At 69.8% G+C, this 21628-nt stretch carries 20 protein-coding genes; 10 read left to right on the forward strand and 10 right to left on the reverse strand.

Annotated features, from left to right (window positions below; genetic code table 11):
* Positions 1 to 84: 84 nt before the first annotated feature.
* From ACZ39I_RS16155 to ACZ39I_RS16180, 6 genes are all read right to left on the reverse strand, one after another.
* Positions 85 to 1206: an LOG family protein gene (locus tag ACZ39I_RS16155; RefSeq protein ID WP_467245011.1), complete on the reverse strand. Its 1122-nt coding sequence runs from the start codon at positions 1204 to 1206 to the stop codon at positions 85 to 87.
* 36 nt (positions 1207 to 1242) lie between these two features.
* The gene (locus ACZ39I_RS16160) at positions 1243 to 1662 is read right to left on the reverse strand and encodes a VOC family protein (protein ID WP_454335736.1); all 420 of its coding nucleotides are present in this window, start codon (positions 1660 to 1662) and stop codon (positions 1243 to 1245) included.
* Between the two features lie 108 nt (positions 1663 to 1770).
* Entirely contained in the window at positions 1771 to 3108 is a 1338-nt protein-coding gene (locus ACZ39I_RS16165) for a hypothetical protein (protein WP_467245012.1), read from the reverse strand.
* The gene (locus ACZ39I_RS16170; RefSeq protein WP_352389467.1) at positions 3090 to 3830 is read right to left on the reverse strand and encodes an ABC transporter ATP-binding protein; all 741 of its coding nucleotides are present in this window, start codon (positions 3828 to 3830) and stop codon (positions 3090 to 3092) included. The genes ACZ39I_RS16165 and ACZ39I_RS16170 overlap by 19 nt, the downstream gene beginning before the upstream one ends.
* A 189-nt stretch (positions 3831 to 4019) precedes the next feature.
* Positions 4020 to 5384 carry an aspartate aminotransferase family protein gene (locus ACZ39I_RS16175; RefSeq protein ID WP_467245013.1) on the reverse strand — a complete coding sequence of 455 codons (1365 nt, stop codon included), beginning with the start codon at positions 5382 to 5384 and terminating at the stop codon, positions 4020 to 4022.
* 19 nt (positions 5385 to 5403) lie between these two features.
* Positions 5404 to 5946: an Lrp/AsnC family transcriptional regulator gene (locus ACZ39I_RS16180; protein WP_390001786.1), complete on the reverse strand. Its 543-nt coding sequence runs from the start codon at positions 5944 to 5946 to the stop codon at positions 5404 to 5406.
* Positions 5947 to 6131: 185 nt separating this feature from the next.
* Here ACZ39I_RS16180 and ACZ39I_RS16185 point away from each other — a divergent pair, with 185 nt between their 5' ends.
* The 3 genes from ACZ39I_RS16185 to ACZ39I_RS16195 all read left to right on the forward strand — a co-directional run bounded on the left by ACZ39I_RS16185 (position 6132) and on the right by ACZ39I_RS16195 (position 9040).
* The gene (locus ACZ39I_RS16185; RefSeq protein WP_467245014.1) at positions 6132 to 7571 is read left to right on the forward strand and encodes a gamma-aminobutyraldehyde dehydrogenase; all 1440 of its coding nucleotides are present in this window, start codon (positions 6132 to 6134) and stop codon (positions 7569 to 7571) included.
* A 487-nt stretch (positions 7572 to 8058) separates the two neighbouring features.
* Positions 8059 to 8481, forward strand: coding sequence for an SRPBCC family protein (locus ACZ39I_RS16190; RefSeq protein WP_467245015.1), 423 nt, complete (start codon positions 8059 to 8061; stop codon positions 8479 to 8481).
* A gap of 43 nt (positions 8482 to 8524) precedes the next feature.
* Positions 8525 to 9040 (forward strand): hypothetical protein, encoded by a 516-nt coding sequence (locus tag ACZ39I_RS16195; protein ID WP_467245016.1) that lies wholly within the window; start codon positions 8525 to 8527, stop codon positions 9038 to 9040.
* Here the strand turns inward: ACZ39I_RS16195 and ACZ39I_RS16200 are convergent.
* Entirely contained in the window at positions 9033 to 10178 is a 1146-nt protein-coding gene (locus ACZ39I_RS16200) for a serine hydrolase domain-containing protein (protein WP_467245017.1), read from the reverse strand. The genes ACZ39I_RS16195 and ACZ39I_RS16200 overlap by 8 nt on opposite strands.
* A gap of 223 nt (positions 10179 to 10401) precedes the next feature.
* On the opposite strand from ACZ39I_RS16200, the gene ACZ39I_RS16205 reads away from it, so the two are divergent.
* Positions 10402 to 12069, forward strand: a complete 1668-nt coding sequence (locus tag ACZ39I_RS16205; protein ID WP_467245018.1) for a sigma-70 family RNA polymerase sigma factor — start codon at positions 10402 to 10404, stop codon at positions 12067 to 12069.
* Between the two features lie 130 nt (positions 12070 to 12199).
* Here ACZ39I_RS16205 and ACZ39I_RS16210 read toward each other — a convergent pair whose 3' ends face one another.
* Positions 12200 to 12913 (reverse strand): glycerophosphodiester phosphodiesterase, encoded by a 714-nt coding sequence (locus ACZ39I_RS16210; protein WP_467245019.1) that lies wholly within the window; start codon positions 12911 to 12913, stop codon positions 12200 to 12202.
* Complete coding sequence (locus ACZ39I_RS16215; RefSeq protein ID WP_467245020.1) at positions 12910 to 13965, reverse strand: adenosine deaminase; 1056 nt, start codon at positions 13963 to 13965, stop codon at positions 12910 to 12912. Before ACZ39I_RS16215 ends, ACZ39I_RS16210 begins: the two co-directional genes overlap by 4 nt.
* A gap of 451 nt (positions 13966 to 14416) precedes the next feature.
* On the opposite strand from ACZ39I_RS16215, the gene ACZ39I_RS16220 reads away from it, so the two are divergent.
* Entirely contained in the window at positions 14417 to 15070 is a 654-nt protein-coding gene (locus ACZ39I_RS16220) for a DUF4190 domain-containing protein (protein WP_467245021.1), read from the forward strand.
* Positions 15071 to 15113: 43 nt separating this feature from the next.
* On the opposite strand, the gene ACZ39I_RS16225 is transcribed toward ACZ39I_RS16220, so the two are convergent.
* On the reverse strand, positions 15114 to 15683 hold the full coding sequence (locus ACZ39I_RS16225) for an NADAR family protein (RefSeq protein ID WP_467245022.1): 570 nt from the start codon (positions 15681 to 15683) through the stop codon (positions 15114 to 15116).
* A gap of 211 nt (positions 15684 to 15894) precedes the next feature.
* Here ACZ39I_RS16225 and ACZ39I_RS16230 point away from each other — a divergent pair, with 211 nt between their 5' ends.
* The 5 genes from ACZ39I_RS16230 to ACZ39I_RS16250 are packed head-to-tail and all read left to right on the forward strand — an operon-like array spanning position 15895 to position 21626.
* Positions 15895 to 17430, forward strand: a complete 1536-nt coding sequence (locus ACZ39I_RS16230; RefSeq protein ID WP_467245023.1) for a gamma-aminobutyraldehyde dehydrogenase — start codon at positions 15895 to 15897, stop codon at positions 17428 to 17430.
* A 55-nt stretch (positions 17431 to 17485) separates the two neighbouring features.
* The gene (locus ACZ39I_RS16235) at positions 17486 to 18733 is read left to right on the forward strand and encodes an ABC transporter substrate-binding protein (protein WP_352389480.1); all 1248 of its coding nucleotides are present in this window, start codon (positions 17486 to 17488) and stop codon (positions 18731 to 18733) included.
* Positions 18730 to 19896, forward strand: a complete 1167-nt coding sequence (locus ACZ39I_RS16240; RefSeq protein WP_467245024.1) for an ABC transporter ATP-binding protein — start codon at positions 18730 to 18732, stop codon at positions 19894 to 19896. The genes ACZ39I_RS16235 and ACZ39I_RS16240 overlap by 4 nt, the downstream gene beginning before the upstream one ends.
* Positions 19896 to 20825, forward strand: a complete 930-nt coding sequence (locus tag ACZ39I_RS16245) for an ABC transporter permease (protein WP_467245025.1) — start codon at positions 19896 to 19898, stop codon at positions 20823 to 20825. Before ACZ39I_RS16240 ends, ACZ39I_RS16245 begins: the two co-directional genes overlap by 1 nt.
* On the forward strand, positions 20826 to 21626 hold the full coding sequence (locus ACZ39I_RS16250) for an ABC transporter permease (RefSeq protein ID WP_451472123.1): 801 nt from the start codon (positions 20826 to 20828) through the stop codon (positions 21624 to 21626).
* Positions 21627 to 21628: the final 2 nt, after the last annotated feature.

A 21628-nucleotide genomic window follows, 5' to 3' on the forward strand; every position in this document is an offset into this window, starting at 1 on the left:
CCCCAGGAGTCTCACAGGTCTATAAGCGCTGCATAAGAAGTGTCAACGTGCAGGGGCCTTACAACCGTTGACTTTGCCTTCTTATTACACTGTGAGACGTTTCAGCGCCGCCGGAGCGTCCTCGATCCGGTCGACCAGGGCGATGCGGGACTCCATCGACCGCTCCCGCGCGAGCGCCTGCAGCAGCGGCCAGGTGGGCAGCTTGTTCGTCCAGTGGGCGCGGTCGACGAGGACCATCGGTGTGGGTTCGCCGCGCGACTCGTAGTAGTTGGGCGTCGCGTTGTCGAAGATCTCCTGCACGGTGCCGGCGGCACCCGGCAGGAAGACCACACCGGCGTTCGAGCGGGCCAGCAGGCCGTCCTCGCGGGTGGCGTTGGCGAAGTACTTGGCGATGTGCGAGGCGAAGGCGTTCGGCGGCTCGTGCCCGTAGAACCAGGTCGGGATGCCGACGGAGTGGCCGCCCCGGGGCCAGCGGGCCCGGATCCGGAACGCGGCGCGCGCCCAGTCGGTGATCGACGGGGTGAAGGACGGCGCCGCGGCGAGGAGTTCGCACGCCTCGTCGAGCATGGTGTCCTCGAAGGGGGCCGCGTAGGCGCCGAGATTGGCCGCCTCCATCGCGCCCGGGCCGCCACCGGTGGCCACGGTGAACCCGGCGCGGGTCAGTTCGCGGCCGAGGCGGGCGGCACCGGCGTATTCGCGTGTGCCGCGGGCCATCGCGTGACCGCCCATCACACCCACGACCTGTGTGCCGCGCAGGAGTTCGTCGAGGGCGTCGGAGACGGCGTCGTCGTGCAGGGAGCGGAGCATCGACGCGTATATGTCGCCGTCGGCCCTGGTGCGCTGGAACCAGGCGTAGGCGAGGGCGTCGGGAGTCTGCTCGTACCCCTTCTCCAGTCCGTCGAACAACTCGTCGGGGGAGTAGAGCAGTCCGCGGTACGGGTCGAAGGGCAGGTGCGGGACGGGCGGGAAGACCAGGGCGCCGTCCGCGCGGAGCTTGGCCGCGGCGTTCTCCCGCATCGGGCAGCCCAGGAAGACGGCTCCCGAGGTGTCGGTGGCGAGCAACTCCCGTGTGCGGTCGGTCAGATCGACGGACTGGACCCGGAAACCGGTGAGGGTGCCGCGGGCCGGTACGACCGCGTCGAACTCCTCCAGCGTCTCGATCTCACGGTCGTCGTGGTGTGCCGCATGGGCGGGGCTCGTCTGCACCCGCCCATGCTCGCACGCCGTGTTGCGGCCCGTGGGTCAGCCCTGGATCGCCGCCGGGTCCATCCACACGACCTCCCAGCCGTGGCCGTCGAGGTCGTTGAAGGAACGGCCGTACATGAAGCCCTGGTCCTGGACGTCGTCGTTGGCCGTGCCGCCCGCGGCGACCGCCTTCTCGACCAGCTCGTCCACCTTGGCGCGGCTCTCGGCGCTCAGACAGAGCAGCACCTGGCTGGTTTTCGTCGCGTCCGCGATCTCCTTCTTGGTGAAGGTCGCGTAGAACGGCTTCGTGAGCAGCATCGCGACGATGGTCTCGCTGATCACGACGGAGGCCGCTTTGTCGTCGCTGAACTGTTCGTTGAGCGGGTAGCCGAGCTCCGTGTAGAACTTCTTCGAGGCGTCGAGGTCGTTCACGGGCAGGTTCACGAAGATCATCTGCTGGTACGTCGGCGAGGTCATCTGAGTCTCTCCCATCGGGGTGCGTGCTGTTCGGTGGGTTAGACGGGTGGGACCGGCGGAAGTCATCGGCGACCCGAGATTTTTTTCGTACGAGTTTCCGTGCCCGGTTCAGGAGGACAGGGGCAGGGCCGCCAGCTCGGCCACGACCAGGGTCAGCGGGCCGAAGAGGGCCAGCAGGGCGCCCGCACGGAGGGCCGCGGCGCTGCGGAGCATCGTCGCGGGGGCGCCGAGGCGGACGAGCGCGGCCGTGGTGTCCGACCGCGCGTGCTTCGCCTCCACGGCGGCGGTCAGAAGCGTGGCGAGCGTGCAGCTCGTCACGAGGAGCAGACCGAGGGTGGTGAGGGGCCCCACTTCGGGTCCTGTCGTGTCGTACAGGCTGGCCATGGCGTAGGCACCGGAGGCCACCGCGCAGACGATGCCCAAGGGGCGGCCGATACGGGTGGCTTCCGCCATGAGGACCCGTCCGGCGAGGAGGCGGAGGGCGCCGGGCCGGGTGGACTGGAGGAGGCGGCCGCAGAGGTGGGTCAGGCCCGGCCCGGCGACGGCCAGGCCCACGGCGGTGAGCAGCCAGCCGATGAGGACGGAGGGGGCGCCCACGAGGCCGCCGGGGAGAGGGGCTGCCGGGGTGCTGCCCTGACGGTTGGCGTAGGCCTCCACGGCCAGGCCCGCGGCGAGGACCGCGACACCCCAGGGGAGGCCTTTGGGCGCTTCCCGGGGAAGTGGGGGCAGAGCGCTGTCCTGGCCGGGGTCCGGGGCCGGGTTCTCGTCGGTGGGGGTGGCCGCGGGGGTGCCGTCGGCCGGGACGGCGGGCTCACCGGCGGTCCGGCGCGCGCGGAAGCGGCCGTACGCGCCGAAGGGCTCCCTGGCCGTCGTCCTGCCGTACGCCCCGAAGCGGCCGTACGACCGTGCCTCCCTCTTCGCCGCCGCCGGCCTGTCGTCCCGTGGCCGCAGGACGAGTGCCACCGTCACCGACGCGATCGCCGGGACCAGGCCCAGCAGGGTCAGGGCCGCCGGCAACGGGAGGGGGGCGCCCGCTGCCAGGAAGTCCGCCGCCGCTCCGTCGAAGGGCATACCCGTCAGGTCGCCGCGCAGGTGGAGGAAGAACAGCAGCGCCAGCATCGAGCCGAGGGTGCAGGACAGGGCCGTCGTCGTGGCCGTGACGGCCATCAGGCGGGCCGGGCCGAGGCCGATCGCGGCGAGACCGGGGCGGGGGCGGGTGCCCGGGTCGGTGCGGGCGACCGCCAGCGCGAAGTGGACCGTCGCCGCCACGGGCGTCAGGCACCACGCCAGGCGCAGGGCTGCGCCGGACGGGTCCTCGGGGTGGCTGATCGCGTGGCCGAGGGTGCACAGGAGGAGGAAGCCCGTGCCCGCCGAGGCGAGCGCCACCAGGAGGCGGCGCAGCTGTACGGCGGGACGGGCGCCCCAGGTCAGACGGAGAGCGAGCACGCGGTACGGCCTTCCGAGTCGGCCATCGGGGGCAGGTGCACGGTGTTCACCCGGCGTCCGTCCAGGAGGGTGACCGTGCGGTCCGCCAGGGCTGCGGTGTCGGCGTCGTGCGTCGCCAGGACCACGGTGATGCCGTGGGAGCGTGCGGCCGTCGTGAGCGTGCGCAGGACGTGCGCGCGCTCCGCCCGGTGCAGCGGAGCCGTCGGCTCGTCCGCGAACAGGACCGACGGGGCCGGGGCGAGGGCGCGGGCGACACAGACGCGCTGGCGTTCCGACTGGGTCAGCTCGTGCGGGCGGCAGCGGGTCCGGTCGCCGATGTCGAGGCGCTCCAGCCACTCCACGGCGGCCGTCCTGGCGCGCCGGCGGCCCGTGCCGCGCAGCATGAGGGGGAGGGCGGCGTTCTCCCAGGCGTTGAGCTCGGGGACGAGCACCGGGGACGGGTCGATCCAGCCGAAGCGGTCGCGGCGCAGGCGCTCACGGGTCATCGGGCCCATGGTGTGCACGGGCACGCTGTTGAACCAGACCTCGCCGCGCTGGGCCGGGGTGAGTCCCGACAGACATCTGAGCAGCGCGGTCTTGCCGCTGCCGCGCGGCCCGCTGACGGCGAGGATCTCGCCCTCGCGCACTCCCAGGGAGACGCCCTGCAGCGCCGGCGAGCCGTCGCGGTGGGTGAAGTGCAGGGAGCGTGCCCAGAGCACGTCGTTGTCCGGCGGGGCCTCCATGGGCGTACACCTCGTTCTGGTCCGTTGTGCCTTGCAATCCCCCGAGTGGGGGAACGAAAGCAGGGCCGATCGGTTACCAGGCACGCTAAGGAGGCGGGGGCGGGACGCCGTACAGCACACGGCCCGGGGTGCCTGCCTGTCACTCGGACGGGCGCACTCCGGGCCGTGGAAGCCGCTAGGTCGCCGGGGCTAGAGCTTTGTCCAGGCCTCGGTGAGCGTCGCGCGCAGGATCTGCTCGATCTCGTCGAAGGTCCCCTGGTCGGAGATCAGCGGCGGGGCGAGCTGGACGACCGGGTCGCCGCGGTCGTCGGCACGGCAGTACAGGCCGTTGTCGTACAGCGCCTTGGAGAGGAAGCCGTACAGGACGCGCTCGGTCTCCTCGTCGTTGAAGGACTCCTTCGTCGCCTTGTCCTTGACCAGCTCGATGCCGTAGAAGAAGCCGTTGCCGCGGACGTCGCCGACGATCGGCAGGTCGTGCAGCTTCTCCAGGGTGGCGCGGAAGGCGCCCTCGTTGTCGAGGACGTGCTGGTTGAGGTTCTCGCGCTCGAACAGGTCGAGGTTGGCGAGGCCCACCGCGGCCGACACGGGGTGGCCGCCGAAGGTGTAGCCGTGCAGGAAGACGTTGTCCTCCTTGTAGAACGGCTCGGCCAGGCGGTCGGAGATGATGCAGGCGCCGATGGGGGAGTAGCCCGAGGTCATGCCCTTGGCGCAGGTGATCATGTCCGGGACGTAGTCGAACTTGTCGCAGGCGAACATGGTGCCCAGGCGGCCGAAGGCGCAGATGACCTCGTCGGAGACCAGGAGCACGTCGTACTGGTCGCAGATCTCGCGGACGCGCCGGAAGTAGCCGGGCGGGGGCGGGAAGCAGCCGCCCGCGTTCTGGACCGGCTCCAGGAAGACCGCGGCGACCGTCTCCGGGCCCTCGAAGAGGATCTGCTGCTCGATCTGGTCGGCGGCCCAGCGGCCGTACGCCTCGGGGTCGTCGCCGTGGATCGGGGCGCGGTAGATGTTGGTGTTCGGGACCTTGTGGGCGCCCGGGACCAGCGGCTCGAAGGGGGCCTTCAGGGCCGGCAGACCGGTGATGGACAGGGCGCCCTGCGGGGTGCCGTGGTAGGCGACCGCGCGGGAGATGACCTTGTACTTCGTGGGCTTGCCGGTGAGCTTGAAGTACTGCTTGGCGAGCTTCCAGGCGGTCTCGACCGCCTCACCGCCACCGGTGGTGAAGAAGACCTTGTTGAGGTCGCCGGGCGCGTGCTGCGCGAGGCGCTCCGCGAGTTCCACGGCCTTCGGGTGGGCGTAGGACCACACCGGGAAGAACGCCAGCTCCTGCGCCTGCTTGAACGCCGCCTCGGCGAGCTCGACGCGCCCGTGGCCGGCCTGGACCACGAACAGGCCCGCGAGACCGTCCAGGTAGCGCTTGCCCTTGTCGTCGTAGATGTAGGTGCCCTCGCCCCGGACGATGGTCGGGACCGGGGAGTTCTCGTACGAGGACATGCGGGTGAAGTGCATCCACAGGTGGTCGTACGCGGTGCGGCTGAGGTCCTTGGAGCTCACGGTTATCGGGTCCTCACGGTTATCGGGTTCCCCACATGTAGGTCTGCTTCTTGAGCTTCAGATAGACGAAGCTCTCGGTGGAGCGCACTCCGGGGATGGCCCGGATGCGGCGGTTGATGACCTCCAGCAGGTGGTCGTCGTCCTCGCAGACGATCTCCACCATCAGGTCGAAGGAGCCGGCCGTCATCACCACGTACTCGCATTCGGACATGGCGGTCAGCGCGTCGGCCACGGACTCGACATCGCCCTCGACATGAATGCCGACCATCGCCTGGCGCCGGAAGCCCACGGTGAGCGGGTCCGTGACGGCGACGATCTGCATCACGCCCTGGTCGAGCAGCTTCTGGACGCGCTGGCGCACGGCCGCCTCGGACAGGCCCACGGCCTTGCCGATCGCGGCGTACGGACGGCGGCCGTCCTCCTGGAGCTGCTCGATGATGGCGAGGGAGACGGCGTCCAGATTCGGGCTGCTGCCGTTCCTGGACTCGTGCCGGGCCTCGCTCCTGGACTCGCGGGAGTCCCTGGGGTCTGCGCTTCGACTGGCCACGAGCTCACTGTGCACGAGGTCTCGTCGGTTTCGCAAGGTTGGGGCGATGAAATTCGTTGTTCACGTGACTGATACCTGCGGATTTCGCAGCCTTGACGCGATCGGGGGTGTTGAAAACGTGGGCCTGGCGATTAGGGTGGGTGTCTCAGTCAGTGGACAGTTTCACCCCCCCCGTTTCAAACCCTCCAGGAGGCCTGGCAGTGAGCACCGAGCTGCGTCGTCTGCGCAACTACATCGACGGTGAGTTCCGGGACGCCGCCGACGGGCGGACCACCGAGGTGGTCAACCCCGTGACCGGTGAGGCGTACGCGACCGCGCCACTGTCCGGACCGGCGGACGTGGACGCGGCGATGGCGGCGGCCGCCGCGGCCTTCCCGGTCTGGCGCGACAAGACTCCCGCGGAGCGGCAGAAGGCCCTGCTGAAGATCGCGGACGCTTTCGAGGAGCGGGCCGAGGAGCTCATCGCGGCGGAGGTGGAGAACACCGGCAAGCCGATCGGGCTCACCCGGTCCGAGGAGATCCCGCCGATGATCGACCAGATCCGCTTCTTCGCGGGCGCGGCGCGGATGCTGGAGGGACGGTCGGCCGGTGAGTACATGGAGGGCCTGACCTCCATCGTGCGGCGCGAGCCGGTCGGGGTCTGCGCGCAGGTCGCGCCGTGGAACTACCCGATGATGATGGCCGTGTGGAAGTTCGCGCCGGCGATCGCGGCGGGCAACACGGTGGTGCTGAAGCCGTCGGACACGACCCCGGCGTCGACCGTGCTGATCGCGGAGATCATCGGGTCGATCCTGCCCAAGGGCGTCTTCAACGTCGTCACCGGTGACCGGGACACCGGGCGGCTGATGGTCGAGCACCCGACGCCGGCGATGGCGTCGATCACCGGGTCGGTGCGGGCCGGTATGTCGGTCGCCGAGTCCGCGTCCAGGGACCTGAAGCGGGTGCACCTGGAGCTGGGCGGCAAGGCTCCGGTCGTCGTCTTCGAGGACACCGACATCCCGAAGGCCGTCGAGGACATCTCGGTGGCGGGCTTCTTCAACGCCGGGCAGGACTGTACGGCGGCCACGCGCGTGCTGGTGCAGTCCTCGATCCACGACGAGTTCGTCGCGGCGCTGGCCAAAGCGGCCGCCGACACGAAGACCGGGCAGCCGGACGACGAGGACGTGCTGTACGGCCCGCTCAACAACCCGAACCAGCTCAAGCAGGTCTCCGGGTTCATCGAGCGGCTGCCCGCGCACGCCAAGGTCGAGGCCGGCGGTCACCAGGTCGGCGAGAAGGGGTACTTCTACGCGCCGACCGTGGTGTCCGGGCTGAAGCAGGACGACGAGATCATCCAGAAGGAGGTCTTCGGGCCGGTCATCACGGTCCAGTCCTTCACGGACGAGGAGCAGGCCGTGTCCTGGGCCAACGGCGTCGAGTACGCGCTCGCGTCCTCGGTGTGGACCAAGGACCACGGCCGCGCGATGCGGATGTCCAAGAAGCTGGACTTCGGATGCGTGTGGATCAACACGCACATTCCGCTGGTCGCGGAGATGCCGCACGGCGGCTTCAAGAAGTCGGGGTACGGCAAGGATCTGTCGGGCTACGGCTTCGACGACTACACGCGGATCAAGCACGTGATGACGTCGCTGGACGCGTAAGTGGGTGTGTGGTTCTTCGGCCGCGGGCGCGTGGGGGCTGGGCGCGCCCGCGCGGCGGTAGCCGCACATTGATACAGCCAAGTCCTTCGGCAAGATCAGCCCCGCGCCGATGAACCACCACCGGGCCGGCGCGAAGGTGCGCGCGGCTCGTACGGCCGGGCTGGGCGAGTGACCTCAAGGGCCGGGTCACTCTGCTCTCCGGTCTCGACGAGGCCTTCGTGCTGCTGATGCAGGGCTACGCCCCCGAGGTCCCCGCGGAACTCGCCGCCTGGGTGAGCTGCGTCTGCCCCGTCCCCGCCGCCCACGACGCGGGCAGACGGGGTCTTCGTCGTGATGCAGGTCGCCGGTTCGGTGCTCCCCGGCCGGGGACGGAGTGTCCTCCTCGTCGTTCTCCTCGCGCTGGTGTCCCGGCCGCCGGTGGAACCGTGTGTGCCGCCCCGACGGGGGTAACCGCTTCGCACCGCAACCGTCGGAAGAGAGGTACCCCATGTCCGCGTCCCTCGTGGAAACGGTCGATATCGAGGCTCCCGTCGCTGTCGCGTGGGCCCTGTGGAGCGATGTGACCCGGTGGCCGGCCTTTCTGAGCCACGTACGCCTGGTGGAGCCGCTGGACGAGCGCCGGTTCGCCTGGCAGCTCCAACTGCCCGGCGCCGACAAGAACTTCGTCGCCGAGCTGACCGAGGTGATCCCCGAGGAGCGCATCGCCTGGCACACCGTGGAGGGGGTGCACCACGCCGGCGTCGTCACCTTCCATCGGCTCGGTGAGACCACGAGCCGGGTGACGCTGCAGATCGAGTACGACCCCAAGGGGTTCATCGAGCACCTCGGCGCGCTCACGAACCTCGACTCCGCACTGGCCAACTACGACCTCGGCGAGTTCCAGAAGCTGGCGGAGACCGCCGCCTCCTGACCAACCTTTTGAACATGTTCAATTCCAGGCGTACGCTGCTGCCATGAGCGACAGAGCCGCCCAACTCAAGGGCATCCGCGTATGGCTGGCCTTCTTCGTCGTCTGCCTGGCGCTCAGCGGGGCCACGGCCTTCCCCCTGGTCCACGAACTGCGCTGGACCGAGGACGTGCTGCGGCACCTTCCCGCGCCGGACGCGCTGACGGAGTGGATCGCGCGTGTCCGGCGCGGGCTCGACACCGCCGACTCCGACTACCCCTTCCTCCTCTACGGCACGGACTGGCTGGCCTTCGCCCACCTGGTCATCGCGGTGGCCTTCTACGGCCCCTACCGCGACCCGGTCCGCAACATCTGGGTCGTCGAGTTCGGCATGACCGCCTGCGCCGGGATCGTCCCGCTCGCCCTGATCTGCGGACCGATCCGGGGCATCCCGGTCTGGTGGAGCGTGATCGACATGGCGTTCGGGGTGTTCGGAGTGCTCCCGCTGTACGTCGTACGGCGGAAGATCAAGCGGCTGGAGCGGCTGACCGCGCCTGCCGCTCGCCCCGTGCCGGCTACTTGAGCGCGGCCGTGATGATCCGGCCGACGACCGGGTTCCCGTCCTCGCTCTTCGCGTCGGTGGTGTTGACCGAGTACACGAGGGTGCGGCTCAGGTCGCAGGTGGCGGCGATCGCCGAGTTGTAGCCGTACCGGCCGCCGGACTTGACCCAGTAGACCTTCCCGTCGGACTCGAAGCGCTGGAGACCGCCCGCGCTGTAGCTCGCGCCGGTGATGCCCGACGGGACCGCGAACATCTCCTTCAGCTGCGGCCGCTCGACGATCCGGCCCCGGAAGAGGCCGGTGAGCAGCCGCTCCAGGTCCGCCGTCGTGGAGATCATGTCCCCGGCCGCGAACCGGTCCGCCTGGTTCCACTCCGTGACGTCCAGGAACTCCGTCGTCCCGTCGGCCTTCTTCACCGCCTGGTACCCCCGGTTGTGCGGGCCGAGGATGCGCGGGTCGGTGCCCGGGAAGTACGTGTCCCGCATCCCGGCCGGAGCCAGCACCAGCCGGCCGGCCTCGGAGGCGTACGACCGCCCGGTCACCCGCTCGATCAGCAGGCCGAGGAACGTGTAGTTGATGTTGAGGTAGTGCTGCTGCTTCCCCGGGCAGAACTCCGGCTTCTTCGCACCCGCGGACGCGGCGACCCGCTGGGGGCTGAGCGTGTCGAAGCGGTGGGCGTAGACCTCCTCGAAGGTGGTGCCGAGCCCGTCGCCCGCCGGGATGCCACTGGTGTGGTCGAGCAGTTGTCGCACGGTGACCGGCCGGAACTGCGGTCCCAGGAGGCCGGGCAGGTAGTGCTGGACGGGCGTGGCCAGGTCGATCCGGCCCTCGGCCACCAGGCGCAGTACGGCTGCCGCCGTGACCACCTTCGTCGTCGAACCGGCCCGGAACCGCGCGTGCGGATCGGTGGGCCGCCCGCTCTCCAGATCGTGCACGCCCGAGCTGCCGTGCCAGTCGCCGCCCCTGCCGCCGACCCGGACCAGGGCCGCGGTGGCGTTCGCGTCGGGCAGCCCCGCGATCGCGGCGCGTAACGCCTTCGCGTCGGGGGCGGAGGCGGGGGCGGACGCGGTGCGCGCACTCGCCGTCGAGAGTGGCAGGCCGGCGGTCAGGGGGACGGCGAGGGCACCGGCGAGAAGGCTTCTGCGACGGAGGTCACGCATGGGTCGGCTCCAGGGGGTGTGGGATGTGTGTGATCATCCTGCGAGGCCGACGAGACGGCGGGATCGTCGGCGAGTAGGGCCCCGACCCTGGTGGGGCCCCGAGCAACTTCCGCTGTGCGTAGGGGAGTTGCCCAGGGATGCCCCCTAGGGGGCCGGAAAAGTGTTATCGCGGAGCCTTCACTCCGTCTCCACGTGGGAAGGGGAACCGGCCGGAAAGGACGACGTGGACACGCGGCAGTGGCGCGACACCATCGCGGCGGCGCAGGACGGCGACCGGCGGGCGCTGGACGAGCTCGTCGAGGGCTGGCTGCCGCTGGTGTACAACATCGTGGGCCGCGCCCTGAACGGCCACGCCGACGTCGACGACGTCGTCCAGGAGACCATGCTGCGGGCCGTCGGCAACCTCGGCAGTCTCCGCGACCCGGACAGCTTCCGGTCCTGGCTGGTCGCCATCGCCATGCGCCAGATCCGCGACCGGGCCCGCCGCAGGACCTCCGCCCCGCTGGACGAGTCGGCAGCGCGCGAAGCCGCCGACTTCGCCGAACTCACCGTGCTGCGACTCCAGTTGGAGGGGCAGCGGCGCGAGGTCGCGGAGGCCGTGCGCTGGCTCGACGACGAGGACCGGCAGCTGCTGTCGCTGTGGTGGCTGGAGGTCGCGGGCGAACTCACCCGGCGTGAACTGGCCGCTGCCGTCGGCATCAGCCGGCAGCACGCCGCCGTGCGCGTCCAGCGGCTGAAGGAGCGCCTGGAAACCTCCCGGGGCATCGTCCGCGCCCTCGACGGCGCCTGCCCCGACCTGCGCGAACTCACCGCCCGCTGGAACGGCCGGCCCGACTCGGTCTGGCGCAAGCGACTGGCCCGGCACATCCGCGGCTGCGGCTACTGCGGGGACACCCGCGAGGCCGTCGTACCGGCGGAGCGGCTGCTGGTCGGGATCGCACTGGTGCCCGTCCCGGTCGGGTTCGCCCTCTCGCTGGCCCTCGGCGGCAAGACGGCAGCGGCCGCCACCGCCACGGTCGCCTCCGTGAGCTGGTCCGCCAAGGTGCTGGGCGCGCTCACCCAGCCCCTCGTCGCGGTCACCGCAGGGGCGACGATGGTCGCGGGCGGCGCGTACGTCGTCACGCGGACCCCGGACGCCCCGGCGCCGCGGGTGGCGGTCTCGCCCACGGCGGCGAGCACGTACCGGCCGCCCCCGGTGCCGGACACGCAGTCGGCCTCGCCGCCCCCTTCCCCCTCCCCTTCGACGACACCTGCGAAGACCGTCCGCTACGGCAGTGTCGTCGATGCCGTCGACCGGGCTCCGGACCCCGACTCCCCGCCCGCCGCCCTGCCGCACCGGCCCGAGACCGGCATCACCAGCACCGGCGGCGCGCACGCCGTCATGAACCACCGCGGGGACAGCGTCACGCTCACCGGCCGGGGCTACGTCCTCGTCCGCTGGCAGATCTCGCCCCAGTACCGGGCCGGCAGCCTGGTCATGCCGTCCTGGACCGGCCTCAACGGCGAGCTCTTCCACGTCGCCTCGGGCGGCGGCCGCCGTATGGACGATCCCGTCAGCGCCACGGACGCGAGCGCCACCGGAATGGGCAACTCCACCGTCGGCTACGCCGTACCGCCCGCCGGCACCCAGCAGATGTGGCAGAACGAGTACTTCTACGTCGACGGCAGTGTCACCCTCACGGTCAACGAACGCGGCGCCGACTACGGCCTCAGCGTCTTCCCGTCCAGCTGGGACGCGGCGGACAAGGACATCACCACCGGCCCCGACCAGGGCGTCAAGCGCTACGGCCTGGTCCGCGACACCGGCCGGGACGACACCCCCGTGCCGCAGTACGTCACCCGCTCGACTCCCGCCGACCCGGCGACCGTCCCTCAGCGGTCCCGGGTGTAGGCGCGATGCCCGCGCCATAACGCTCCTGGGCGTCCCTCACCTCGTCCCCGTGGTCGTGCGTGATCCGGCTGTGGGTGGGGGAGGGGGCGGACGCGCAGGCGATTTCGCCGCCGCGGGCGTACTCGGGGGCCTAACTCCCGTTCGCCTGTGCTCTCAGCGCGCAGAGCACGTCCACCCGGTTCGTCGTGATCGAGTCGACGCCCGCGGCGGCCAGGCGGCGCATCGAGCGGCGGGTGTCGGGGGTCCAGACGGAGACCAGGTAGCCGTCGGCGTGGATACGGTCCGCGAGGTCCCGGTCGATCAGGCCGAAACGGTAGTTGAGCCAGCGGGGCCTGACCGCGTCCAGGAGGACCGGGCGCGGGGGCGCGAGGGTCGTCCAGGTGAGCGCGATCTCCGCGGACGGGTCGGCCTCGCGGACGGCGAGCATGGCGGTGGCGCCGGCGCAGTAGTAGACGCGGTCCTGGGCTCCATGCTCGCGGACCACGTCGACCACGCGGCGGGCGACCCGTACCTCTCTGGTGCCGGGCAGGTCGAGCATCAGGCGGCTGCCGCTTGCATCGCCGCTGCCGGCGGTGGCTTCGAGGGCCTCCGCGAGTGTCGGCACCCGGCCGTCCGTCAGGCCTCGCACCTCGTCCGCCGACAGGGACAGCAGCGGGCGGTCGTGCTCCCACAGCCGCTTCAGCGTGTCGTCGTGGAGCAGCACCGGGACGCCGTCCCTGGTGAGACGTACGTCGATCTCCACCGCGTCCGCGCCCCGGTCGAGCGCGGAACGCAGGGAGTCGATCGTGTTCTCACGGACGCGGTAGGGGTCGCCGCGGTGTGCCACGGCCGTCAACTGGGTCACTGCGTGAGCCAGTTGGCCGTGTACGTGTCGATCTCGTCCTTGATCCTCGTCTTGCCGGGCTCGTCGAGGAACGACGCGTCGACCGCGTTCTTCGCGAGTGCGGCGAGACCCTGCTCGTCGAGGTCCAGGAGCCGCGCCGCCACCGCGTACTCGCTGTTCAGGTCGGTGCCGAACATCGGGGGGTCGTCGGAGTTGATCGTGACGATGATCCCTGCCTTCACGAACTCCTTGATCGGGTGCTCGTCGAGGGTGCGGACGGCCCGGGTGGCGATGTTGGAAGTGGGGCACACCTCCAGCGGGACACGGTGTTCGGCGAGGTGGGCGAGGAGCGCCGGGTCCTGGGCGGAGCTCGTGCCGTGGCCGATGCGATCGGCACGCAGGTGGGTGAGGGCGTCCCACACCGTCTCCGGACCCGTCGTCTCGCCGGCGTGCGGGACCGAGCGCAGGCCGGCGGCGATGGCCCGGTCGAAGTACGGCTTGAACTGGGGGCGGGGGACGCCGATCTCGGGACCGCCGAGGCCGAAACTCACGAGGCCCTCCGGGCGCAGGCGGTCGTCGGTGGCGAGGCGGGTCGTCTCCTCGGCGGCCTCCAGACCGGCCTCGCCGGGGATGTCGAAGCACCAGCGCAGTACGGTTCCGAACTCCGACTCCGCCGCCTTGCGGGCGTCCTCGATGGCCTCCATGAACGCGCGCTCGTCGATACCGCGGCGGGTCGAGGAGAACGGGGTGATGGTGAGCTCGGCGTAACGGACCTGCTGGCGGGCGAGGTCCCTTGCGACCTCGTAGGTGAGGAGCCGTACGTCCTCGGGGGTGCGGATCAGGTCCACGACGCTCAGGTAGACGTCGATGAAGTGGGCGAAGTCGGTGAACGTGAAGTAGTCGACGAGTGCCTCGGGGTCCGTGGGGACCTTGGAGTCGGGGTGGCGGGCAGCCAGTTCCGAGACGATGCGGGGGGAGGCGGAGCCGACGTGGTGGACGTGGAGTTCGGCCTTGGGCAGGTCGGCGATGAAAGCGTGCGGGTTGGTGGTGGTGTTCGTCGTCGGCGGCGTCATGGGGCCTCCCCCTTGGTGGGCGCGGGGTGCGGTGATCGGCTGATCGGTGCGGAACATGTTAGGCGGGGTCTGGTTCGGTTTCGGGTGCGGGTTGGGTGGGGGCGGGCGTTGTGCGCAGTTCCCGCGCCCCTGGATGCCTGCGGCGGCCCGTTGCGGTTCGGTGGGGGCTGGTGTAGCGCGTGGGGTTCGGTGGGTGGGTCGTACGCGGGTGCACGAGTCCCACCCAGGGGCGCGGGGAACTGCGCGACCAGCCCCCACCGGCTCGCACCCGCCCGACGACCTCACCCGGCACCCCCTAGGCGCCCGGTTCAAGCCCAGCGCAGCGGGACCGCGGGGAACTGCGCGACCAGCCCCCACCGACCTGCACCCGCCCGACAACCTCACCCGGCACCGCCTAGGCGCCCGGCCGAGCCGTAACATGGCCGCACGAACGACCTAGGGGGACGTGAGCATGACGGACGGAACGCAGCCGAGCGGGGACGGTCGGGATCCGTGGGCGCCGCCGGAGAGTGGGCCTTCGTTGGAGAAGAGCCCCTCGCCGTCGCCTGCTGTGCATGATCAGACCACCGTGAGCTCGGGGCCGAACGACAGCTACGGCTTTCCGCCTCCCGCTCCCGGCTACGGGTACCCCGCCCCCCAGCAAGACGCGCCCATCGGTGGGCCCGCCTCCGTGCCGCCACCCCCCATCGGGCCCGAGGGTCCCGGCGCTCCCGTCGGCTACGGCTACCCCAGCTATCCGCAAGCTCCGCAGGGGTACGGCGGCTGGGCCCCGCCGATGCCGCCGCAGAACGGCATGGGTGTCGCCGCGATGGTGCTGGGCATCCTGGCCTGCGCCCTGTTCTGCATGTACGGGATTCTGTCGCTGGTGCTCGGGATCCTTGCCATCGTGTTCGGTATCAAGGGGCGCAAGCGGGCCGCGCTGGGTGAGGCCACCAACCACGGGCAGGCGCAGGCCGGTTTCATCATGGGGATCATCGGAACGATCCTCGGCGTCGCCGTGCTCGTCCTGCTCGCCATCGGCATCACCGCCGCCATCAACTCGGATGACGAGCCCGACTACTACGACGGGTCCCTCGCTGTCGTGGCGGTCGCCCCGGTGGTGTAGCGCCCGTCGAAGAAAGGGGGCCGCCGGGATTCGGTGGCCCCCTTCAGGCGTTTCTGAGGCGGTCCCTTGCTTGCATGAGGGCGAAGCCCAGGAGGTTCGGGCCTCGCCAGCGCTCGGGGTGATTCGCTGCCTCGTCGTCCGCCGCGAGTCCGATGCCCCAGACCCGGTCCACCGGGCTGGCCTCCACCAGGACGCGGTCACCGGTGTTGAGGAGGAACGCCCGCAGGTCTTCGTGGGCCGTGAACTTGTGGATACTGCCCTCGACGACGATCCCGAAGCGCTCCCGCTGCCAGGTCTGCTCGTCGAAGCCGCGGACCAGGCGGCCCGCATTCTTGGCCTGGGACGGGTGGCCGGCGGCCAGTACGCGGCGCTCCGCCTCCTCGTCTTCGAAAAGGCGCGCCTTCGCCGCCATCATCCAGTGCTCGGCGGTCGCATAGGTCACTCCGTCGACCACGAACGGTGACGGCCACCACTGGCTCAGACAGCTCGCGCCGACCCGGCCGTCCGGGCGCGGGCGGTGGCCCCAGAAGTGCAGATACTTGATCTTCGCTCCGGCCCGGACCTGCCTGACCAGGGCATCCTGTGAATCGATCGTCCCCGTGATCTTCCCCATGCACCCGAGTCTGGCAGGAACCACTGACACTCCGTCCTTTCTTTTCCGGACCGGCTCGACACCTGGTCGACAGATTCCGTCGCGTAACCCAAAGGCAACAACGGAATCCCTTGTATGAGTGCCATTGCTCTGCCAGGATCGGCACTCAAATCGAGCTGGAGCTACGCCACCCGCCCGCGGTAGCCGCGGGGTGACGGCGGAGGAGAGCGACATGCACAACCCGGGCAGTTCCACCCCGGACCGGTTCGCGGCACAGGAGCGGTTCGCCGACGGCGCGCAGTTCATCGGAGGGCGTCTCGCCAAGGGGACCTCCGGTCGTACGCACGCGGTCGTCGATCCCGCGAGCGGTGAGGAGGTCTTCACCTATGAGCTGGCGGGCGTCGAGGACGTGGACGCCGCCGTCGCCGCGGCCCGCGCGGCCTTCCCGGGCTGGGCGGCCCTCACTCCCGGTGAGCGGTCCGACGCCCTGCACCGGTTCGCCGCCGTGCTCGCCGAGCGTGCCGAGGACTTCGCCCGGGCGGAGTCGCTGCAGTGCGGGAAACCGCTGAAGCTGACCCGGGAGTTCGACGTTCCGGGGACGATTGACAACACGTCTTTCTTCGCCGGTGCCGCTCGGCATCTTCAGGGGCAGTCCGCCGGTGAGTACTCCGGGGACCACACGTCGTACGTGCGGCGTGAGCCCATCGGCGTCGTGGGGTCCATCGCGCCCTGGAACTATCCGCTCCAGATGGCCGCCTGGAAGATCCTTCCGGCGATCGCCGCGGGTAACACCATCGTTCTGAAGCCTGCCGAGATCACCCCGCTGACCTCGCTCCTGTTCGCCCAGGCCGCGACCGACGCCGGGATTCCCGACGGTGTCGTCAACATCGTCACCGGGACCGGCAAGGAGGCGGGGGAGCGGCTGGTCGGGCATCCCGACGTGGCCATGACGTCCTTCACCGGGTCGACGGCCGTCGGCAAGCGGGTGGCCGAGATCGCCACCGCCACCGTCAAGCGGCTGCACCTGGAGCTCGGCGGCAAGGCTCCCTTCATCGTCTTCGACGACGCCGACCTGGAGGCCGCCGTCAACGGGGCCGTCGCCGGCGCGCTCATCAACACCGGGCAGGACTGCACGGCCGCCACGCGCGCGTATGTACAGCGGCCCCTGTACGAGGCGTTCGTCGAGGGGACCGCCGCCCTCATGGAGAGCGTGCGGCTCGGGGACCCCTTCGCCGCCGGAACCGATCTCGGGCCGCTCATCTCGCATGTCCAGCGGGACCGGGTCGCCGGGTTCGTCGACCGTGCGCGTGGCTACGCGCGCGTGGTGGCGGGCGGAGAGGCGCCGGGCGGGGAGCTCGCCAAGGGGGCGTACTACAAGCCCACGCTCGTCGCCGACGCCGCCCAGGACAGCGAGATCGTCCAGTCCGAGATCTTCGGGCCGGTGCTCGTGGTGCTGCCCTTCGACAGCGACGACGAGGGCATCCGGCTCGCCAACGACACGCCCTACGGGCTCGCCGCCTCCGCCTGGAGCCGGGACGTCTACCGGGCGAACCGGGCCACCCGGGAGATCAAGGCCGGGTGCGTGTGGGTCAACGACCACATCCCGATCATCAGCGAGATGCCGCACGGCGGATACAAGGCGTCCGGCTTCGGCAAGGACATGTCCTCGTACTCGTTCGAGGAGTACACCCAGATCAAGCACGTTATGTTCGACAATACGGCGGTCGTCAGGAAGGACTGGCACCGCACGATCTTCGGGGACCGATAGCCGTACTCAGGCCGCCCGACCCGCGGCCGCCACCTTCCCGAAAGGGCACCAGCGCATGGAGCAGTACGAGCCCGACCGCCTGTCACCGGCCCAAGTGGCCGCCGTGCGGCGCAGCTTCCGCAACGGCCGGGCCGCCATGACCCGGCGGTCCCTGTTGCGTGCCTCCGCGGGCGGCGCGCTCGCGGTCGGCGGCCTCGGGACGCTGAGCGCCTGCGGCATCCCCGCGGCCGGCAACACCCAGGGCGGCGTCTCCGCGGAGGACCACTCGGCCAAGGAGAAGACCGTCAACTTCTCCAACTGGACCGAGTACATCGACGTGGACGAGAGCGAGAAGCACCACCCCACGCTCGACCAGTTCAAGAAGCAGACCGGCATCTCGGTCAAGTACACCGAGGACATCAACGACAACGTCGAGTTCTTCGGGAAGATCAAGCCCCAGCTGGCGGCGGGGCAGGACACCGGGCGCGACATCATCGTGCTGACGGACTGGCTCGCCGCCCGGCTCATCCGGCTGGGGTGGGTCCAGAAACTGGACGCGTCCAACCTGCCCCACGCGTACGCCAATCTGTCCGCGCAGTTCCGTGACCCCGACTGGGACCCGGGACGGGCGTACTCCTATGTGTGGCAGGGCATCTCGACCGTCATCGCCTACAACAAGAAGGCCCTCGACGGCCAGGAGGTGAAGTCGATCTCCGACCTGCTCGACAACGCCAAGCTCAAGGGGCGGGTCGGCTTCCTGTCGGAGATGCGCGACAGCATCGGCATGACCCTGCTCGACATGGGAAAGGACCCGGCGCACTTCACCGCCGACGACTACGACGCGGCCATCGCGCGCCTCCAGAAGGCCGTCGACAAGGGGCAGATCCGCCGCTTCACCGGCAACGACTACACCTCCGACCTGACCAGCGGCGACTTCGCCGCCTGTGTCGCCTGGGCCGGTGACGTCGTACAGCTGAAGGCGGACAGTCCGGACATCGACTTCATCATCCCGGACAGCGGATACATGACGTCGACCGACAACATGCTGATTCCCAACAAGGCCCGGCACAAGACGAACGCCGAGCGGCTCATCGACTTCTACTACCAGCCGAAGCCGGCCGCCGAGCTCGCCGCGTACATCAACTACGTGTCTCCGGTCGACGGTGTGAAGCCCGAGCTGGAGAAGATCGACCCGGATGCGGCGAACAACCCGCTGATCATCCCCGACAAGGCCATGGCCGCGAAGTCCCACGCCTTCCGCTCCCTGAGCGCGAAGGAAGAGACGGCCTTTGAAGAGAAGTTCGCGAAGCTGACTGGGGCGTGATCACCGTGACGAACAAGAGCACAGACAACAGCGGCGACGTCCGCCTCTCCGGCATCAGCAAGACGTACGACAACGGCTTCACCGCCGTACAGCCGCTCGACCTGACCGTCCCCCAGGGCTCCTTCTTCGCTCTGCTCGGTGCCTCCGGCTGCGGCAAGACGACCACCCTGCGCATGATCGCCGGTCTCGAGGAGCCCACGACGGGCACCGTGCACCTCGGCGACCAGGAGGTGACCCGGCTGCCCCCGTACAAGCGGCCGGTGAACACCGTCTTCCAGTCGTACGCCCTCTTCCCGCACCTCGACATCTTCGAGAACGTCGCCTTCGGTCTGCGCCGGCGTGGCATCAAGTCGGTGAAGAAGCAGGTCGAGGACATGCTGGAGCTCGTGCAGCTCGGGGAGCAGGCGCGGAAGAAGCCGCACCAGCTGTCCGGTGGCCAGCAGCAGCGGGTCGCCGTGGCGCGGGCGCTGATCAACACGCCCAAGGTGCTGCTCCTCGACGAACCGCTCGGCGCCCTCGACCTCAAACTGCGCCGCCAGATGCAGCTGGAGCTCAAGCGCATCCAGACCGAGGTCGGCATCACCTTCGTGCACGTCACGCACGACCAGGAGGAGGCCATGACCATGGCCGACACGGTCGCCGTGATGAACGCGGGCCGCGTCGAACAGCTCGGCTCGCCCACCGATCTCTACGAGAACCCCAACACCACCTTCGTCGCCAACTTCCTCGGCACCTCCAACCTCATCGAGGCCGAGGTCGACTCCACGAGCGGCGGCGAGATCGTACTGAAGGCGGGCGGCGGAAAGCTGGTGCTGCCCGAGGCGCGGTACGCCGGACCGGCCACGACCGGCGGCAAGGTGCTGGTCGGCGTACGGCCCGAGAAGATCTCCCTCACCCACGCCGACGAGGCCGGGGAGATCCCCGTGGGCCGCAACCGGATCACCGGGACGATCGCCGACTCCTCCTTCATCGGCGTCTCCACGCAGTACGTCATCGACAGCCCCGTCTGCCCCGAGTTCGAGGTCTACGCCCAGAACATCGACCGCGACGACCGGCTCGTACCCGGCGCCGAGGTCGTCCTGCACTGGAACCCGGCCCACACCTTCGGCCTGGACGCCGCCCAGGACATCGACGCGGGCATCCAGGAAGAGGCGACGCTCTGATGGCGACGCTCACCGAGGCGCCACCGCCTCTGACCCCGACCGCGCCCGAGAAGAAGCCCCCGCGCAGGAGGGGCCGCCTCACGCCGTACTGGCTGCTGCTGCCCGGCATCCTGTGGCTGCTGGTCTTCTTCGCGCTGCCGATGATCTACCAGGCCTCCACGTCCGTGCAGACGGGCTCCCTGGAGACGGGCTACAAGGTCACCTGGCACTTCGCGACCTACTGGGACGCGCTGGCCGACTACTGGCCGCAGTTCCTGCGCTCGATCCTGTACGCCGGTGCCGCGACTGTCCTCTGCCTGGTGCTGGGATATCCGCTCGCCTATCTCATCGCCTTCCGCGCGGGGCGCTGGCGGAACCTGATCATGGTCCTGGTGATCGCGCCGTTCTTCACCAGCTTCCTGATCCGCACCCTCGCCTGGAAGACGATCCTCTCGGACAGCGGTCCGGTGGTGAGCGCCCTCAACACACTGCACGTCCTGGACGTCACCAACTGGCTCGGCTGGACCACCGGCGACCGCGTCCTGGCCACGCCGCTCGCGGTGGTGTGCGGTCTGACGTACAACTTCCTGCCGTTCATGATCCTGCCGCTGTACACCTCGCTGGAGCGCATCGACGGACGGCTGCACGAGGCGGCGGGCGACCTGTACGCCAAGCCGGTCACGACCTTCAGGAAGGTGACCTTCCCGCTGTCGATGCCGGGCGTGGTCTCCGGGACGCTGCTGACCTTCATCCCGGCGGCCGGCGACTACGTGAACGCCGACCTGCTCGGCTCCACGGACACCCGCATGGTCGGAAACGTCATCCAGACGCAGTTCCTGCGCATTCTGGACTATCCGACGGCCGCGGCCCTTTCCTTCATCCTCATGGCCGCGATTCTCTTCATGGTCACGTTCTACATCCGTAGGTCCGGCACGGAGGATCTGGTTTAAATGACCTTCGTCAACTGGCTCAAGCGCCGTCTCGTCGTCATCGCGGGACTGATCACGCTCGGATATCTGCTGCTGCCCAACGTCGTCGTCACGGTGTTCTCCTTCAACAAACCGAAGGGGCGCTTCAACTACGAGTGGCAGCAGTTCTCCACGGACGCCTGGAAGGACCCGTGCGGGGTCGCCGACATGTGCGGCTCGCTGTCCATCAGCCTCCAGATCGCGTTCTGGGCGACGGTCGGAGCAACCGTTCTCGGCACGATGATCGCCTTCGCGCTGGTCCGCTACCGCTTCCGCGCCCGCGGCGCCGTGAACTCGCTGATCTTCCTGCCGATGGCGATGCCCGAGGTGGTCATGGCGGCCTCGCTGCTCACCCTGTTCCTCAACATGGGCGCGCAGCTCGGCTTCTGGACGATCCTCATCGCCCACATCATGTTCTGCCTGAGTTTCGTCGTGACGGCGGTCAAGGCGCGCGTGATGTCGATGGACCCACGCCTCGAGCAGGCTGCCCAGGATCTTTACGCCGGTCCCGCGCAGACCTTCCTGAGGGTCACCCTGCCCATCGCCGCCCCGGGAATCGCCGCGGGCGCGCTGCTCGCCTTCGCGCTCTCCTTCGACGATTTCATCATCACCAACTTCAACGCGGGCTCGACCGTCACCTTCCCCATGTTCGTCTGGGGTTCGGCACAGCGCGGAACGCCCGTCCAGATCAATGTCATCGGCACGACCATGTTCCTCGTCGCCGTACTCCTGGTCCTGACCTCCATGGTCGTCAGCAATCGCCGCAACAAGCAAAAGGCGTGAGC

This window comes from Streptomyces sp. NPDC024687, assembly GCF_055559055.1.